Source organism: Hyphomonas oceanitis SCH89 (assembly GCF_000685295.1).
Taxonomy (GTDB): domain Bacteria; phylum Pseudomonadota; class Alphaproteobacteria; order Caulobacterales; family Hyphomonadaceae; genus Hyphomonas; species Hyphomonas oceanitis.
This window is the reverse complement of sequence record NZ_ARYL01000014.1, coordinates 88,076-104,748: the sequence shown is the minus strand read 5'-3', so window position 1 is coordinate 104,748 and position 16,673 is coordinate 88,076. Positions and strand designations below refer to the sequence as shown.

General features: G+C 57.9%; 15 protein-coding genes, 1 tRNA gene and 1 pseudogene. 6 read left to right on the top strand and 11 right to left on the bottom strand.

Going from position 1 to position 16,673, the window contains the following annotated elements; all coding sequences use genetic code 11:
* Positions 1-149 precede the first annotated feature (149 nt).
* From HOC_RS10785 to HOC_RS21230, 5 genes are read right to left on the bottom strand one after another with little or no spacing between them, the layout of a single operon-like run.
* Positions 150-788 carry a hypothetical protein gene (locus HOC_RS10785; protein ID WP_035538357.1) on the bottom strand — a complete coding sequence of 213 codons (639 nt, stop codon included), beginning with the start codon at positions 786-788 and terminating at the stop codon, positions 150-152.
* Positions 789-845: 57 nt separating this feature from the next.
* Positions 846-1,907 (bottom strand): thiamine-phosphate kinase, encoded by a 1,062-nt coding sequence (locus tag HOC_RS10780; RefSeq protein WP_035538355.1) that lies wholly within the window; start codon positions 1,905-1,907, stop codon positions 846-848.
* Entirely contained in the window at positions 1,907-3,172 is a 1,266-nt protein-coding gene (locus HOC_RS10775; protein WP_035538354.1) for a phosphotransferase family protein, read from the bottom strand. Before HOC_RS10775 ends, HOC_RS10780 begins: the two co-directional genes overlap by 1 nt.
* Positions 3,173-3,222: 50 nt before the next feature.
* Complete coding sequence (locus tag HOC_RS22175; RefSeq protein WP_156950462.1) at positions 3,223-3,849, bottom strand: hypothetical protein; 627 nt, start codon at positions 3,847-3,849, stop codon at positions 3,223-3,225.
* The gene (locus HOC_RS21230; RefSeq protein ID WP_051624771.1) at positions 3,819-4,397 is read right to left on the bottom strand and encodes a dCTP deaminase; all 579 of its coding nucleotides are present in this window, start codon (positions 4,395-4,397) and stop codon (positions 3,819-3,821) included. The genes HOC_RS22175 and HOC_RS21230 overlap by 31 nt, the downstream gene beginning before the upstream one ends.
* A gap of 1,504 nt (positions 4,398-5,901) precedes the next feature.
* Between HOC_RS21230 and HOC_RS10755 the strand changes: the two genes are divergently transcribed.
* The 3 genes from HOC_RS10755 (at position 5,902) to HOC_RS10745 (ending at position 9,220) form a co-directional block, all read left to right on the top strand.
* The gene (locus tag HOC_RS10755; protein WP_156950461.1) at positions 5,902-6,411 is read left to right on the top strand and encodes a hypothetical protein; all 510 of its coding nucleotides are present in this window, start codon (positions 5,902-5,904) and stop codon (positions 6,409-6,411) included.
* Between the two features lie 180 nt (positions 6,412-6,591).
* Positions 6,592-7,041: a DUF2840 domain-containing protein gene (locus HOC_RS21225; RefSeq protein WP_162174829.1), complete on the top strand. Its 450-nt coding sequence runs from the start codon at positions 6,592-6,594 to the stop codon at positions 7,039-7,041.
* A gap of 283 nt (positions 7,042-7,324) precedes the next feature.
* Positions 7,325-9,220: a DUF3363 domain-containing protein gene (locus HOC_RS10745; RefSeq protein WP_084146260.1), complete on the top strand. Its 1,896-nt coding sequence runs from the start codon at positions 7,325-7,327 to the stop codon at positions 9,218-9,220.
* A gap of 302 nt (positions 9,221-9,522) precedes the next feature.
* Here the strand turns inward: HOC_RS10745 and HOC_RS10740 are convergent, their stop codons facing one another.
* Both HOC_RS10740 and HOC_RS22950 read right to left on the bottom strand, forming a co-directional pair.
* Entirely contained in the window at positions 9,523-9,909 is a 387-nt protein-coding gene (locus HOC_RS10740) for a hypothetical protein (protein ID WP_035538347.1), read from the bottom strand.
* 3 nt (positions 9,910-9,912) lie between these two features.
* Positions 9,913-10,089: pseudogene (locus tag HOC_RS22950) on the bottom strand (hypothetical protein); the annotation flags it as partial.
* Positions 10,090-10,728: 639 nt separating this feature from the next.
* Between HOC_RS22950 and HOC_RS10735 the strand changes: the two are divergent.
* Positions 10,729-11,172 (top strand): hypothetical protein, encoded by a 444-nt coding sequence (locus tag HOC_RS10735; RefSeq protein ID WP_035538345.1) that lies wholly within the window; start codon positions 10,729-10,731, stop codon positions 11,170-11,172.
* Positions 11,169-11,420 carry a helix-turn-helix domain-containing protein gene (locus tag HOC_RS10730; RefSeq protein ID WP_035538343.1) on the top strand — a complete coding sequence of 84 codons (252 nt, stop codon included), beginning with the start codon at positions 11,169-11,171 and terminating at the stop codon, positions 11,418-11,420. The genes HOC_RS10735 and HOC_RS10730 overlap by 4 nt, the downstream gene beginning before the upstream one ends.
* A 70-nt stretch (positions 11,421-11,490) precedes the next feature.
* Here HOC_RS10730 and HOC_RS10725 read toward each other — a convergent pair.
* The 4 genes from HOC_RS10725 to HOC_RS10710 form a co-directional block, all read right to left on the bottom strand.
* Positions 11,491-11,567: transfer RNA gene (locus HOC_RS10725), tRNA-Arg, on the bottom strand.
* Positions 11,568-11,649: 82 nt separating this feature from the next.
* Positions 11,650-12,576, bottom strand: a complete 927-nt coding sequence (locus tag HOC_RS21220) for a S1 family serine peptidase (RefSeq protein ID WP_051624768.1) — start codon at positions 12,574-12,576, stop codon at positions 11,650-11,652.
* Positions 12,577-12,691: 115 nt separating this feature from the next.
* Positions 12,692-13,639, bottom strand: coding sequence for a serine protease (locus HOC_RS10715; protein WP_035538341.1), 948 nt, complete (start codon positions 13,637-13,639; stop codon positions 12,692-12,694).
* 10 nt (positions 13,640-13,649) lie between these two features.
* The gene (locus HOC_RS10710; protein ID WP_035538339.1) at positions 13,650-14,630 is read right to left on the bottom strand and encodes a P1 family peptidase; all 981 of its coding nucleotides are present in this window, start codon (positions 14,628-14,630) and stop codon (positions 13,650-13,652) included.
* A 78-nt stretch (positions 14,631-14,708) separates the two neighbouring features.
* Between HOC_RS10710 and ggt the strand changes: the two genes are divergently transcribed.
* Positions 14,709-16,538 carry a gamma-glutamyltransferase gene (gene ggt / locus HOC_RS10705; protein WP_051624766.1) on the top strand — a complete coding sequence of 610 codons (1,830 nt, stop codon included), beginning with the start codon at positions 14,709-14,711 and terminating at the stop codon, positions 16,536-16,538.
* Positions 16,539-16,673: the final 135 nt, after the last annotated feature.

Genomic DNA, 16,673 nt, shown 5'->3' with positions numbered 1-16,673 from the left:
TCTGGTGGATCACCCCTGTGGGGCAGGCCACATCGCTATCGGCTGTCAAACACTGGAATTGGCCGTGCCTACAGAGCGTTAAAGTATATCACAGCGACGGCCTGATACGACACGCGCTCTGATTGATCTGTACTAGAGAGGGCGCAATTCTAGGCCGCCCGCGTTCTTGACGGTTGCTTGAGCAACTGCGACTCGATTTCCGGAAGCAGCATGAGAGACCAGGTTTCCATCACATCCTTTGAAGCCAGTAGTCGATCTAATGAGCATAGTTCGACATTGCCTATGGCATCTTCAGAAGCACCAGACGGCAATTCCCGCAGTGTCCAGAGCCCGACAACTCCGATATGGACACGACCAACAGCAGACTCGTTATCGACAAGCAGGCCAATCCAACGTTGTTCCTGAAACTCGGTTATCCCCAACTCTTCTTCCAATTCGCGCGCTGCAGCGTTGGCCAAAGTATTAGGCAAATCAATCTGACTATTTATCGATACGATGTCGTCTAAATCTATATGCCCACCTAGTCCGATTGAAGTTCGGCCATGCAAGCGTCCTTCGCCGCCGGATGCGGTGCGCGTATATTGAACAATCTTGTCTCCATATCTCAAAACTATATAAGGAATAGTCTGTCGAAAATTGGAATCGCCCTCAAGAATGGGCCGAGGCCCAACCCAAAGACCGGCCGTCTGGATGGAATCCACAATTTCCTCAGCGTCACAGAAGTGGAAGCCTGTTTTCTGGCAAAAACTTGGCAATCCGGAACTCGCCGCTGCCATGATCAGTGGCATGCTGGTTTCAAGTCGAGGAGGTTGAGCTTGAGTCATGAGTTACTGTAATCCTAGAGGTTAGATAAAAATGTTGGTTTTCAGCATGTGTTCGATGTGATTTTTGACGCTCGAATTATACCCAAGGCTACGGAAATTTTCGTTCCTCAAAAGGCGCAATTCACAAGAATCTCGGCCATCCAAAACGGCGGTGGCCCGACCCCGTTCAGCGTTAACTACACCCAACTCTACCCACGTAATTTGATTCTTTGCGCAGGTCTGCTCGAATTGCGGAAATAGAGATGCAGAAACGGTCGCTGCTACGGACCAGTCTCCCCAACAAAAATAGATATTCCAAGGACTAACGTTGCATATTTCTGCTGCAGTCTGAACTGCGTTGCTAATTGCGCCAGTGTTGAGTGTGAAAGAAAACCCACACTGAGAAGCAACCATTATATTCTGAACGGCCCCCAGAAACCCGTCCGATGTGTCTGATGCTGCAGTCAGGCAACCCTCTCGACTAAGGATTGCCATCTCCCGAATTTGTGGTCTCGGAAAACGAAGTTGCCGCATTCGCTCCTGAGGCACGTCGTTATCCTCCAGAACCGTGACAAAGGAAGCCATCACTTCTCCCATCGAGCCAATGCCGACAAGTCTGTCACCAGGCTGTGCACGGCCTCGACCGAGAGGAACGGGCTGTTCACAGCTTCCCACACCGAAGACGCGCATCGCCAGCGTGTGACCTTGACGCACGTCTCCGCCTCCATTTCGAAAGCCGAATTCAGCCGACGCCCTGAAGTATCCCTCAAGATAGGACTGAAAATGCGAAACTTCTAAGTCCGGCGGTGCATCAATACAGTTCGTCAGAAAAAGGGGCTGGGCTCCTGCCGAAGCGACGTCACTGATGGTAGCTACAGCTGCGAGCCATCCAGCTGATTCATAGTCAGATTCGTGTCCAGGCAGGCGCATAATCAAGGGAGCGGGGCCAGCATCAGCCGTGACCGCAAGATGAACGCCAGCAGTAGGGATAAAGGTACAATCATCCCCAACAGCAGTTGTTGGGTCATAGCGGCGGGCTAGCGGAAGGATAACATCCTGTATCAGCTTCATTTCGCCAATATCTTGAAGTGTGATGCTTGCCATCAGCTCGTGACCTCGTTTCCATCTAGGTGGTCTGCAAGAGCGAAAATTGTGGCCAGAAGTGCGGGCTGGTTGCGAGCATCATCAAGATGAGCCAACAAACCTAAGGCGATCAAGAATAGCGGCGTCATATATTCTGCGTCCCAATCTTCCACTTTCGCATTAGTTTGATAAGAGCCCCAGAGCTCACGGGCGATGATCGACGCACGCGGACGAATAATCTCAGGCAAGCTCGCAACATTTTGTGTCGGATGAATAAATGTGCCGAATGCTGATATGTCGCTTTGTGACATCTGGGAGGGCAGTGTGATGCTACGTAAATTGATATCCAGCAAGGCATAGTCGAGAGCTACGGGCGCGGATTTACTGGCCCAACCAAAATCAATAATATTCACTGCACCTTGTCTTCCTAGAACTATATTTTTCGGGTGCAAGTCGCCATGAACTGGCCCTACTGCCAAAGTGGTCTTTTTACCCTCAGCAATAAGTCGGTCGGCCACCATGATCGGATTGCTCCAGTCGCGACCAAATGCGCTGACCCGCGCATCATTGCCAAAGACTCTGCGAGCGATGTGGCGCCGCCCATCTTCATCACAGACTTTACGAAGATACCGTTTGAACGCGGAACCAACCTCGACCGTCTGACGTTTCGGACTCGAAAAATGGTTTTTGTGAACCTCGTGCATTGTCTCGATACAATTGTGAACAAGAGAGCCGCATTTATCCCAGTGCGTATCCTGTTCGCTTCCTGAGGCGGATAATTGCTCGCATGCATGATGTAGATTACCCCAGAGATCCGTAAGCTTGACTTCAGTTTCAGTTCCGTTGGGCAGGCTCTGATAGTTTGATCGAAAAGGCGCGATTAGCACTGAGGTACCCTCATCGCATTGAACAAGACGGAAAGGCTTCGCAAATCGAGCTTCAAAATTGTCGTCAAGCTCAGGCCAACTTTTTTTGACCTCCATCTCGGTGCTCAGATCGTCATGAGGACCGAGCTTAATAACGAGCGGTCTTGAAATTGGCAGTCTTTCATCATCCAGATTCGACCTCGTGTCGCTCATATATACAACAAATACTCGGGCGCCGCTTGCACCTTTCGGTGCACCAATTCTGTCGAGCGGCAAAACACACACGGCTACATCTTCCCAAGCAATAGGACCCCCAGCATCCACTTGGCGTTCAGATGCGGCTTTCCAAACAGACGCCAGCTCATGCTCAAAGGCGTCTTTGACGCCTTTGAGCAATGCGTTCTTATCGAGCTCTGACATGAGTTCGGGTGAGTATCCAGGTGACATACTTCGCTCTTCCGTTTCCTACCCTAAAGCCCGCCTACTTGCTCCAATGACGCAGGCTCACCAATTAGCCACCATCCATCGCCTGCTGCAATGATCGCCTTCGTGAGATCTTCAAATCCCAAATTTAGTTCTGGTGGCGAACATTCTCCTGAATCGTCAAAAAGATGGACGCTGCCGGACTTGAAGGTGACAACCCTAAAAACATGCTGCGACCGCACACGAGTTTGCGAATTTGGCATCTTGGCATAGTCGACGCCCGCGCCCACTACGAGCCCTAGACCCAGAGCCCGCTCTAGAGCATCGTCGTACATGCTAAACGGGATTTTTCTGAATGGGAGATGACGGAAAGCGATTGGAGCCCCTATCTCACTCAAGAGGCGGTTTATCGAGACCATCGATTTGTTTGCTGTTATTCCAGCTGGTTCTCCATGACCTACTACCGGTAGCTGCAGGGGGTTCTCGTCGTTTGGCGCTACCTTCACGCCGAGCAATGCGGGCAATGCTGCAGGCGCAGCAAACGATATACCTTCGTTGCGTAGTGCCGCATAAACGAACGCTGGCACGCAACACTGCGGCGGCCAGCGACTGCCAGGCTCCCAAGATGCATCTAAAGACAGCATCACGGTTTCGACCGCACCCGTGTCTGCCATTCTTCGTAAAAAGCGGGGGCGATTAGAGGATCCTGTCCATTGTAGATGCTGGGCGGCGCAAGCCCAATGTCGCCGCTGATGCGGCTCAAGCGAAGGTGCGCTATGGGAAGTCCGGCGAAAAGCCGGAGGGGACTGGGATTGTGGTTTACGAGTTCCAAAGTGAGTGCCGTTGGGGCCGAAGAGCCAAATCCCGGCCCAACAAAGCAGGCACCGGACACCACAGAGAGACCGAACCGCGCCACATGGGACAGGGCGCTCAGTTGACCCGCAATTTCATGCGGCAGGCCAACACGTTCCGCGGTTGAGGCGAGGACAAAATCTCCAGGACACAAAACAAATTCACAAGCCTCGAACGGATCCTCAAGGAATGGATCTGCGGCACCCTTAGAGAAAATATCAATCGGTTTGTCATCGCGTTTCCATTTACGGAAGCGATTGCCCAGGGTCAGAATTACACTTGCTCCCCTGACCAAGTCAGGCTGGTAGGGAGAAATGATCACTCTACCCGTGGCAATGTGCTCTGTAATTTCGCTAGCCGCCAGAAACACGTCACTTAGCCCATGCGCTGAGTGTCTCTAATAGTTTCTCCTCGTTAGAAGGCGCGTGACGCCAATCCCAGTGGGATTGCGTGTCAAATTGTCGGGCTATTTGCTGTCGAAAGTGTTGCGACGGTGGCGTGTTTTGAAGGTCACTTACAGAAGCAAAGTGCACCTCTCGAGCATCGCCGAAAAGAAGATAATGGTCGTCACCACGCAGCTTGGTCAAAGCCTTATTCAGTTCTTCGGTTGAACTAACGCTATCAGGAAAAAACACAGATACAGGCTTAGGTTCGGGTAAAGGCACTATGTGTAAGTGCGCATGGTAGATGCCACAACTTCCACCCGTGTGGGGCGCCGCTCCATGTTCGAAGAACACAGGATATCCAAACGATTCCGTGCGCCTCATAAGCCTCCGTGTAAATAAACAAAATCGCTCTAGTTCATCAGGGCGCAGTGTAGCACAAGAATGCACATGACGTTTTGGTAGTACGAGAAGGCTTCCAGCAAACAATTGCCCGAGCGTAGGCAACGCAACGAATTCTTCCGTTTCATCTAAAATGCGAGACGACGTATTCGGATATTGAGTCCGGAATCGGGCAGTTCTTGCTCCACTGAGTTCCAGACAGAATTCACAATCGCTCATTGGTCGCTCCCATAAATAAAGTGGATTTTGACCCCGTAAATTAATTAGCATCCTTCCGAGACGAGGTATATCCACGAAAAGATTACTCAAACCGCAAGTGAGCAAGCTGAAACAATTGCAAATGCATACCTGCCCCTCCAATGGTTTCCTATGGCGGCAATCAGAGCTACTGCCCCCGCTAGGGCTTGTAAAAAACGACTTTCCGCAGACCGAATGCGGAATACTGCAAAAAATTGTAGTAGCATTGCTAGGACAGCTCAATCGGCTCGTAAGCCGTCATAAGTCGGGGAAATGAACTCTGCAGGCCGATAAAAGAATTAGGCCTTTGCACCTTATAATGTTGCCTCACTCGACTAAAACGGATTGGTCCCCGCAGTGCTTCTCAGGCATCTTTTTCGCCCACCTAAAGTACGTGTAGTTCATTTTTTGGTGATTCCGGTGGATTCCAACGCCCATCCTATTGAAATAGGAGCCAGAACATCTGCCGACAGCATCAAGGCCACTTAACAATGAGTGCAACATTCCCGCGTGAAACTCTCGGCGCTCACGCTGTTTAGAATATTAGGCGGACTCCAGGGCCACCATCTTTGCTTTCTTCCGGATCGAGGAAAATAACGCCGCCGGCTTCCAGGGCCCGGCGCACTGCGTCCACATTGGCCTCCGTACTTGCTGAAGGCCCCCGAGCACCCTCCATCCTACGGACGGTAGGCACAGACAATTTCGCCATCTCGGCCAGTTTCGGCTGCGTCCAATCCAGCAGTGCGCGCGCTGCGCGAATCTGAGCTGAAGTAAGAATTGTCATTTTCTTTTTACGATCATATTTACTTAAAACGATCACACTGCTATGTTGCGTGAACCTAAACGACTCACATGTACCATAAAGGTAAACCAATGTCGCGACGCCCTCTTGGCGCGGCGGATGCTGATTCACGCGCTATTCTTGAACTCTCACGCCGGCAAATTATCGCGGGATCAGTTGCAGTCGCTATTGTAAAAGATCTGCCCGCGCAGACGGATCCAGCTGTTGACGTTTGCAGAGCCTGGCTTGCTCGCGAGGCAGAACACGAAGCTCTGATAAGACGTTGGCAAAAGCTCGAAAACTATCTCATCCACGAGCGAAGCTGGCTCGAACTTTCTGAGCAGGAGTGCGCCGCTATTCCTGAGGTGGCTGAACTGGATGCAATCGACGAGCGTCTGGACGCATTGCATGAGAAGAGGCAGGAGCTACTCACTTCGCTGCCAAAAGTTTATTCAACTACACCCCAAGGTCTCGCTCTGAAGCTTGCCGTCGCCGCGATTATCGTGATGCCGGATGAGAATGAAGAAGCTCACAATCTGCTCACGAGCGCGCTGCATGATCTGCAGACTTTGGCATTGTGATAAGCGCGCCTCTGGCATCCAGCCCAATACGGTAAGATCGATTGACTGTTTTGCTCAAGGATGATTTCCCGGGTGGCGCCATCCCTTGGCCAAATCTAGTTTAAAGTGAAGATCGCTTCTCAGTTTGGCGCAAAATATGCATCCCGCACCGCCATGTCGGGCGCATCAGAACAGACCGCATTGACCACTCTTACCCTAACCGTTCGCGGAAAATCTGCGAATGACCGCCTCCTGTTTGGCCGTGGCTTCCATTCACGCAGGCTGCCCTATCGCGGCGCAATGCATCTCTTCGAACCGGGCCAGGTTTTCGGCTTTGTGCGCTGGCGCGGCGATGGCTTTGGCACGCAAACCTGGCGCGTCGTTGTCGCCGAGGCTGGTCATCCGGGAGAGAAACTGACCCGGATTCCGGGTATCAAACCGGGCGCACATTTACTTCTCCATGCCTTCGGAAAGACCCGCGCCAAGCGGGCCCTGCGCGCGATTGATGTGCTCTCTGACGCGCACGTTGTGCACGACGTTCACCCTGCCTACTGGCGTCATGTGCATGCGCAGATCGCCAGCAATCTTTTGCCCGACCCTTATGATCCGGACGTGTTTGCCTCGCTTGACCTGGCAAGGTCTTCGTCATGAGCTTCGCGCGCTTTTCAATTCTGGACCCGGTGGTAAAGTCAGTGAGGGAAGTAGCGCAAGATAAAAGCATCCGTGTCCTGAGGACACGGGATGGCAATGGGGATCAGGGGTTTTCACGAGTCAGTTCATCGGATGGCGTGAGTCGCGGAATTGGCTGGATGGGAGTCACCATGGGCGATTACGCGCGAGTCGGATTTGGCACCATTTGTACACACAAGGGCCGCCTTCGTGTCCATATCACCAATAGGCACTGCGGTGACGCGTTTTACAGGAATGGCTCCCTATGAGCGGTGGCGATGACGACTTCCGGCCACGCCTCGGGCGGATCGGCAACCGGTCCGGCGGCACCAGGGGCAGCATGCGGGCTTTCCTGAAAGGCGCGCGAGCGAACGGAAAGGCCAGGCGAAGATCATCGTCTGCGTCTCCGCGTGGTTTTACCGGCGGGCGAAGGGCGATCATCCAGGCGAGATTTGTGAAGCTTGGCGGAGGCGGCATGGGGGCACAACGCGCCCATCTCAGTTATCTGCAAAGAGAGGGTGCCGGTAAGGGCCCGGAACGGGCCGAGTTCTACGACGCAGAGCGCGAGGGCGTTGCTGGCCAGGACTGGCTGGAAAACACGAAGGATGACCGCCATCATTTCCGGTTCATCGTTTCAGCCGAAGACGGGCAGAAGCTTGATTATCTAAAACCCTTCATCCGTGACCTCATGGGTCAGATGGAAATCGATCTTGAAACCCGGCTCGACTGGATTGCGGTTGACCATTTCAACACCGAGCATCCCCACACGCATATCGTAATGAGCGGAAAGCGGGACGATGGCCGCGACCTCGTCATTCCAAGGGATTATCTGTCCCACGGCATGCGCGAGCGCGCAGGCGCCATCCTGACCCGCGATCTTGGCCTGCAGACAGCCCAGGAACTGGACGCAAAACTGTCGGCCGGGATCAGCGAGCGACGGGTGACAGGGATCGACCGGGTTCTGGCCCGTCAGGTGGGCGAAACTGGCCGTGTGGATTTGAGCCAGGTTCGCCGACACCGGGAACACTATCAGGCGCGTCTCCGCTTTCTTGCAGGCCATGGGCTCGCAGAACCTGCTGGCGGCACGCTCTGGCAGGTGCATTCTGGGCTGACTGAGAAGCTTGCTGCACTGGAGCGCCGGGACGTGGTCGCGGCGCGCGTTGAACAGGCTGTCAGCGTCGCTGGCCTGGAGCGTGTGGCAGCCCTGCCAGACGAGCGGGAGCGAAGTCCTCGCGCCGTGACGGGAAAGCTTCTGGTGATCGCCCGCAACGACGAGCTCTCAGACCGCTCGCATGCGATCATCGACGGGCTCGATGGCCGGGTGCATCACTACGAACTTGGATCAAGCCACACAGCCGGACTGGAGCCGGGTGACGTTGTCCAGGCCAAACCTCGCGCACGCGGCGCATCCGAGATGGACCGCGTTATCGAAGACGTCGCTAACGCCTATGGCGGGACATATTCAGCGCACTATCACCGCGAGCATGATCCCTCGGTCAGCGAGAAGGATCTGGGGCTCATCCGCAACCGACTGGCTGCCCTGTCCCGGCAATCACTGGTGCTGATGGGCGAACACGAACGCTTTGACGGCTGCGCGGATTTAGTCCGGCGCGTTGAGGAGGTCGCAGTTCGCACCGCCAAACGCTCGCCGACACTGCTGCTCAGAATGGACACGATGAGCCTGGAGGCACAGGTCAGCGCGCAAGGCCTTACGTGGCTTGATCGTCACTTGGCTGGTGAGACCAGCCAGCAGGTGGGCTATTCCGGGCTTGGAGGCGAGGCGCGCGAGTTGGCGAAGCAGCGCCGGGCCGTGCTTGTCGCGCGCGGCATCGCGCTACCGGGCCGCAGCGGGGCACTGGAACCGCAGGCGATTGAGAAGCTCCAGATCCAGTCCATGCATGACTATGGCCGCGCCTATGCCGGAGAAAGTGGCATGGCCTATGTTCCGTATCAGCCCGGCAAGGAGGTTTCGGGTAAAGTGATGCCCGTCAACGATGGGCATGGTTCGGTATTAGCCCGGATCGAATATGCGAGGCAGTTCACGCTTGTCCCTTGGTCGCGTGATCTGGAAGGCATGCGGGCGAGGCAGGTAACCCTCTCCTGGTCATTCTCACGAGGTCTACAGATGACACGCGGGCGCGACCTTGGGCTCAGCCGCTAAGTCCGCCTGAAACCTGCCCCTTCGGGAAGCGACCGCCCGCACTGCTGGCCGAAGCCCTAGCGCCAGCGCGGACAACGCCCGTGCTGTCTGCAACGGCCGGGCGACGTCCGGCGGGAGCGGAGCGACCTGGCTGCGCGCCGCGCGCGGACATGCCTCCAACAGGGAGGTCGTGATCTCGCTGGCAGATCAACCGCTTGCCGCCCGACCGGCATCGGAGTCGCGCCACCAGTGCCGTCCATCTCCCTAAAAAATGACGTGCAGACAAAGCTTACCCAGCAGGGGGAGCCATTCTCTTTATCTTGCTATTCACTCATTCGATCGATTTCATCGACGGTCAGATCAGCCGAGACCCCGAAGGCTTCCAGTGCAGATGCGGCCTTGGCACGCATTTCGTTCCAGACCTCGCTACCACGGATTAGAGCAGCGGCATCCTGTCGTGACTTGCCGGATAATGCTTCAGCAGAATGTGCGTCAATGTAGTCGAACAGGTCTTCGAGCGTAGCGAGCTGCACATTGGTAAGCTGTGCTCGCTCTCCAGGACGCCGAACTAGGTACTTCAACCAGTCGATATTTTCGAGCAGCTCGGTGTCGATAACATACTCATCAGCCCTTCCGCCGATCACGTATCGCTCCTGGAACGGCAACGACGAAAGCTGAGCAAGTCTCCACATAATATTTTCGGCGTTCATGTCTCAATAGCCTGTATTGGGATTCCCATAGATCGGAATGTGACCCTCATTCGCTTTGGGTCCGACGATGTTGCCAAGGTTATCATAGTAGGTGTTTTTCGTCCCCGGCACATGAATTCTTGCCGTCCAACCGGCAGCCGAATTTGATCCCGCAGGCGCCCCTGCACTTGGCCCATGGAGGCGTAACCTCTCAACGCGGTGTCATCAAGGAAACGGATTCTCAAGCTCTTCCGTTGGGAAGCCAAAGTCCAATTATCCGGCACCCGCGATATGATTTCTTCTACTCTCGCGCCAGCGATACCCCGGAAATCGCCCAAATTTTCGATGTGCCCTGGAGGCTGAGAAGCTCCGGCGTCATCGCGACGCCTCGCTCTGTCGCGATGATCACACGGGGTGCACTCTCAGCGGCTCCACGTCCGGACGCTTTCACCCTTCGTGCCTTCATGGCTGAATGGCGGACCATGCCATTTCAGCCATAGCCAACCTCCTTGCGCGCGGTCGATCCTGTCAAGGCTGGCCGCTGGCCACCGCTTCGCGGCGTGCGGCCTTGACAGGACCGACCACGCGCGGGAACACAAACGCTCCCGTACGAGACTGTTGCGACGGTCGATTTCGATCTGATTGATCAGCTTTCGCCTGTCAGGCGATGTGAATTTGAGCAAGCAGCGCGAACGGCGAGCACATCGATGCAAGCACCCGCAAACACTACAGATTCCTACCTGATTCTCCCCAATTTTCTCACTTGACGGATGAAGTTACCTTTCCGCACACTGAGGGCATGTTGGTAGCGTTTTTTCCTCACAGAATGCGAGGCGGATCATGAAACACCGCCTTATCGCCTATGTCGGAGGAGAGCTTCACTCCAAGGTGGTCGCCGCAGGCTCCAAACCCGGCCAGTCCCAGTCGGCCGTCATTGAAATGGCACTGAAGGCGTATTTCTCTCTCGCGCTCGATCATGCCCGCGAGTCCGGCATGATCCGGCGCCAGGACGACATCTTGCGTGCGCTTGCGCGCATCGAGCGTGACCAGCAGGCGCATATGGAAATGACCGATCTCGTCGCCTGGTATGAGCTTCTGTTCTCTCCGCCTATGACCGATGAACAGATCCATGCGGCTATCGCAGCCACCAAGAAGCGACATGCGCAGTTCCGCAAGGCTGTGCAAGATCGGCTGGGGTCCGGGCGCAGACTCCTCGGCGAGGCGCTGGCGGATGCGGTGTTCAGTGAGGATGATTTTGTGTCGATGCAGGATACGCGGCAGTGAGCCCCCGCGACTACAATCCTGGTCCTGTCGACCCTGACCAGCTCTTCACTCCGGAAGAGGCCGCCGCCCTGCTCAACGTGAAGCCTCAGACACTCGCTAAATGGCGGATGGGAGGACGAGGACTTGGACCACATTTCGTGAAAGTCGGCAGAGCGATCAGATATCGCCGCGCAACGCTGGTGTCATTCATTGAAGGCAACACGTTCACGAACACCGCCGAAGCCAGATCAGGCCTGCGCGAACACTAATTTGTGTGGGCAATGTGTGGGCACGTCGAAATTCAAAAAAGTAGAATTGTCGCTAGAGCCTTGTTTCCTTTGGTGCACCCGGAGCGATTCGAACGCCCGACCCCCAGATTCGTAGTCTGGTGCTCTATCCAGCTGAGCTACGGGTGCCCCCATAAGGAAGGCGGACACATACAGGCAGGTTTCGCAGCTTGCAAGCCTGCCTGACACGGGTTTTCACGGAAAACTGCACTCAGGGCTGCGGCGCAGCGATCTGCAGTCCCGTAACGCCGGAAATCCAGTCTGCATAAGCCGCCACACGGGTGTAGATTCCGGGGCTTTCCGGCCGTCCGCAGCCGAGGCCCCAGCTGACAATGCCGACCTGGACCGGGGGGTCTGCATAGTCGCGATAGACAAGCGGGCCGCCACTATCGCCCTGACAGGAATCCGTCGTGCCCGCGCCGGCGCAGATCTGGCTGTCCGGACTGATGGCGACATCCGTATATATGTCAGACAGGCCATAGCGCGCGACGAGGCTGTCGATCTGTTGCCGGCAGGCCTCTGTCTCGACAAAGGGCACGTAGCCTTCCTGCAGGCGCATCTTGGGGGCGCTGAGCTGGCGGCCAGTCTGGCTGAAGGCCTCCTCGCCGGGCCCGTCTTCCTCCGTGCGGCCATATCCGGCAACCACGAGAGGCGGGCCGTCGAGATTATCCTCTCGTGGCACCACCGTCAGGCCGTCCACAAGGGCGACGGGACCTTCCCAGGGACTTTCGAGGCGCAGCAGGGCGATATCATTGCCGGCTTCAGGCTTTTCGGGCTTGTAGGCGGGGTGAACAATGACGGCGCTCAACGGAAATACGGTCCCGGCCCCTCGCCGTCGCAAATCGGCCGCTCCGATGGCAACACTCAAAACGCCAAACCTGACGAGGCTTCCATCGTCGGCGCGCGCATACTGATAGGCCCGCCCGCCTGTCTCGATGCGCGCGTCTTCAACGCAATGGGCGGCGGTAAGGGCCCATTCGGGCGAAATCATCGTGGCGCCACACTCATGGAACAGGGAATGGCCCAGAACGGTCTGCAGCGAGGCCATACCCGGCCAGTCATCGGCGCTGGCATCGCGTCCTGCAATGATCTGCGCAGATGCAGCTGTGGCGATAATGGCGCAAGCGTTCGTCAGCAACGCAACGCGCCTGACTAACCCGCGATATGCCAACCTCTGCATGATGCTTTGACCTCGCTAGAGGCAACCATTTTACGCCGACTGGCAGGGCACAACAAGGGGCGGACAAGGCCCGTCAGAGTGCCGCCGGAGTTGCCGAACGGGCGATCCCGGTCGTGTTGGCGATCCAGTCGGCATAGCCCGAGACGCGCATATAGACGCCCGGGCTGCCCTCGCGGCCGCAACCGAGGCCCCAGCTGACCACACCGACCTGGACCGGCCCGTTGCCGCCATTGCCGCGCTGGACCAGCGGGCCGCCGCTATCGCCCTGGCAGCTGTCGGAATAGCTGGCGCCGGCGCACATCTGGGTCTCCGGCGAGACGCTGACACCGGCATAATCGTCCTGCAGGCCATATTGCTGGATCAGGCCTTCCAGGTCCGTCTTGCATTCCTCCGGCGTAATCTTGGGGAGGTAGGCCTCCTGGAGCACCATCATGGGCGCGCTGAGATGGCGCCCGGTGCGGCTGACGGCTTCCTGGCCGGTGGCCTGTTCGCCCGTCTTGCCATAGCCGGCGACCATCAGCTCCGAATAGGGCGGGTCGAAATCGCTGACGCTGCCGGTCAGCCCGTCGAGCCTGCCGACGGCGCCTTTCCAGACGCCATCAATGCGCACGAGAGCAAGGTCACTGCCCCCTTCGGCATGGCCGCGCTTGTAGCCCGGATGGACGACGACGTCGCGGATCGGGAACACGCTGCCCCTTGCGACCTTGCGCAGGTCCCCTGCCCCGATGGTCAGGATCAGCGGGCCGAAGCGGACGAGGTCTCCCGACGCATCCGGCACGTATTGAATGGCGCGGCGGCCATTCTCGATGCGCGCGGTCTCGACGCAGTGGGCTGCCGTGATGGCCCAGCTGTCGGAAATCATCGTGGCGCCGCACTCGTGATAGATTTCCTTGCCGCTGACCGACTGCATGGAGGCCATGCCCGGCCAGTCAGCTGGATCGGCGTCCCTTCCTTCCACGACACAGGCCGTGGCGAGCGTGAGCGCGCCGAGCGCAAGGCTCAATCTTGTGATGTTTTTCATGTCCGTCCCCTTACCTCCCGGACATGTATACCCCTCTTGCGATGGCCCGCGCCAGCGTGCTCGCGGCGAGTTCGCCGATGCGTGCAACCGTAGCGGGCGCCGGGTCCGGCAGCGCACGCTTGCCGGTGGCCAGCACGAACACCGCGTCACCATCAAAGGGCGCAAAGACAGGCCGGATGGCGCGCGAGAAACCGGACAGGGCCATCTGCGCGACGCGCTTGGCCTGATCGGGCGTCAGGATGGCGTCGGTGGCGATGCAGGCAATGGTCGTGTTCTGGCCGAGGCTGGGGTTCAGCTTGGCCGCGCCCCAGTCTTCGGCATTCATGGAAAAGTCGGATGGCGGGCGAACGCCGCCAAACTCACCATCAATCTCGTAAGGCCACGCCCAGAAGGCGTCCGTGCCGGGCATGTAGACTGAGCCATAGCAATTGACCGCCGCAAGGGCGCCGACTGTGATCTTGTCCCGCGTCACGATGCTGGCTGAGCCCGTGCCGCCCAGATGCGCGCCCGCTGCCGCGCCATAGCCTGCACCTGCCCTGCCAAGCCGGAACGTGTCTGCGGCGGCGTCATAGGCCGTGCGACCGAGTGCAGCATAGGGCGAGATATCGCCCCAGTCCTTGTCGCCGCCATTGGCGAGATCATAGAGGATGGCCGCCGGCACGATGGGCGATTTGGGCACGGTCGGCAGGTCGATCAGGCCGAAGCCCCGCCCCGCCTTCTTGAGGCCGGCCGCAACGCCGTCTGCAGCGGCGAGGCCGAACGCACTGCCGCCCGACAGGCAGATGGCATCGACCGCATCAACCAGCGTGCCACCGGCCAGCAGGTCCGTCTCGCGCGTGCCGGGGCCACCCCCTGCAACACATACGGCAGCAACAGCGGGCTTCTCGGCCAGGATCACGGTCGTGCCCGTGCGCACGCGGGCATCTTCCGCCTGCCCGACGCTGATACCTGCCACATCCGTGATCAGGTTATTCTTTCCGGGCTTTGCCATGATATCTGCCTTTGCCTTTTCATTCCTGTGCCAGTCTCTTAAGGTCAGCCGAACACTGCGCCAAGCAAAGGGTTTTTCATGTATCGTCGCACGCTATCGCCCAGCCGTTTCCTCGGGCTGCCTCTCATTGCCATTGCCAGCCTTGCGCTGAGCGCCTGTACGCAGGCCAAAAGCAATGTCACTTCCTCTGCGGACGCGGCCAAGACCGCGGCGGAAACAGCCGAATCACTGAGCCCGCCAACCGGCGACCTCAGCTGGACCAAGGGCGCGATGGTGGCTGCGGCCAACCCGCTGGCCGTGGAAGCCGGGCTGGAAGTGATGCGCAATGGCGGCAACGCGATCGATGCGGCGATTGCCGTCCATGCCGTGCTTGGCCTCGTCGAGCCGGAAAGCTCGGGCCTCGGTGGCGGCGCTTTCATGGTCTATTATGACCGTTCCAAGGACGAGATCACCGTATTCGATGGTCGCGAAATGGCCCCTGCGGCTGCCACGGCGGACTATTTCGTCAAGGACGGCAAGGTGATGGATTTCATCGAAGCCTGGCAGTCGGGCCATTCGGTGGGTGTTCCGGGACAGGTCGCGCTCTACAAGGCCGCGCATGACGCCGCCGGCACGGGCGACTGGGCGGCCGATTTCGCGCCCGCTATCCGCCTTGCCGAGAATGGTTTTGAAGTTGGTGAAAAGCTTTCGCAGGCGCTGTCATCAGAGCGGCTGCGCGCGGTTATCAATCTCGACGACAACCCGGTGACGGCCGCCTATTTCTATCCGGATGGCAAGCCGCTTCCAGAGGGCTACCTGCTGAAGAACCCGGACTATGCCGCCACGCTGCAACGCATCGCCGCTGAAGGCCCCAGCGCCTTCTACACCGGCGAGATTGCTGAAGGCATCGTCGCCGCCGCTGGTGCCGAGCCCTATGGCAGCGTGATGACCATGAAAGATCTCGCCGATTACACCGTGAAGACACGCCCGGCCGTCTGCGGCACGCTGCCGACCGGCTACAAGATCTGTTCCGCCCCGCCGCCCTCTTCCGGCGGTATCGCGCAGAACGAGATCATGGGTCTCTATGACCTGATGAAGCCCGGCCCGAACGTGAAAGTGTCGGAAGACTATTACCTGAAAATCTTCGTCGACGCCCAGCGCCTCGCCTATGCCGACCGCGACTATTATGTGGCCGATGCAGACCATGTCACCGTGCCGACGGCTGACCTGATCAACCCGGACTATCTGAAAGTACGCGCCAAGGAGGCCTTTGCGCCGGACGCGCATGCCACGCCGGGCGATCCGGGCGTTGCCCTTGGCCGCAGCCCGATGATCGGCATGTGGGGCCAGGACAAGACCGAGCACAAGCCGGGCACGACGCATATCTCCATCATCGACACTGACGGCAATGCCGTCTCCATGACGGCGACTGTTGAAGCCGCCTTCGGCTCGTCGCGCATGACGCATGGCTTCCTGCTCAACAACCAGCTGACCGACTTCTCCCGCGCACCAACAGCTGGCGGCCAGCCTGTGGCCAACGCCCCGGCTGCCGGAAAGCGTCCGCGCAGCTCGATGTCGCCAACGCTCGTGTTCAATCCTGAGGGCGACCTGTTCATGGTCACCGGCTCGCCGGGCGGCAACTCGATCATCGCCTATGTCGCCAAGACGCTCGTCGGCGTGATGGAATGGGGCCTGACGGCGCAGGAAGCCGTCGACCTGCCGAACATCATCGCGCGCGGTGACACGGTTGGCGTCGAAGTCGACCGCGAAGGCGGCCCGGAAGATGCCGAAGCGCTGCGCCAGATGGGCTATGATGTTGATGAGCGCGAAGGCGAGAATTCCGGCCTGCACGTCATCGTCGTGCGCGACAATGGCCTTGAAGGCGCCGCTGATCCGCGCCGTGAAGGCGTTGCGAAGAAGCTGGAATAGGGTCGACAACGGGACACCTTCCCCGCTTCCCCTGCGCATGCAGGGGTCCAGTGCGGCGCGTCACGGATGCGGCAAACTGGGCCCCAGTATTCGCTGGGGAGACGGCTCTGGACGGGCAAAATTGTGACAAACTAG

Bases quoted from the DNA above. Each gene is read 5' to 3' on its own strand.
- HOC_RS10785 (WP_035538357.1), bottom strand. From the start codon at position 788: ATGCCACTGATCATGGCAGCGGCGAGTTCCGGATTGCCAAGTTTTTGC.
- HOC_RS10780 (WP_035538355.1), bottom strand. From the start codon at position 1,907: ATGGCAAGCATCACACTTCAAGATATTGGCGAAATGAAGCTGATACAG.
- HOC_RS10775 (WP_035538354.1), bottom strand. From the start codon at position 3,172: ATGTCAGAGCTCGATAAGAACGCATTGCTCAAAGGCGTCAAAGACGCC.
- HOC_RS22175 (WP_156950462.1), bottom strand. From the start codon at position 3,849: ATGGCAGACACGGGTGCGGTCGAAACCGTGATGCTGTCTTTAGATGCA.
- HOC_RS10755 (WP_156950461.1), top strand. From the start codon at position 5,902: ATGTACCATAAAGGTAAACCAATGTCGCGACGCCCTCTTGGCGCGGCG.
- HOC_RS10745 (WP_084146260.1), top strand. From the start codon at position 7,325: ATGAGCGGTGGCGATGACGACTTCCGGCCACGCCTCGGGCGGATCGGC.
- HOC_RS10740 (WP_035538347.1), bottom strand. From the start codon at position 9,909: ATGAACGCCGAAAATATTATGTGGAGACTTGCTCAGCTTTCGTCGTTG.
- HOC_RS10735 (WP_035538345.1), top strand. From the start codon at position 10,729: ATGAAACACCGCCTTATCGCCTATGTCGGAGGAGAGCTTCACTCCAAG.
- HOC_RS10715 (WP_035538341.1), bottom strand. From the start codon at position 13,639: ATGAAAAACATCACAAGATTGAGCCTTGCGCTCGGCGCGCTCACGCTC.
- HOC_RS10710 (WP_035538339.1), bottom strand. From the start codon at position 14,630: ATGGCAAAGCCCGGAAAGAATAACCTGATCACGGATGTGGCAGGTATC.
- ggt (WP_051624766.1), top strand. From the start codon at position 14,709: ATGTATCGTCGCACGCTATCGCCCAGCCGTTTCCTCGGGCTGCCTCTC.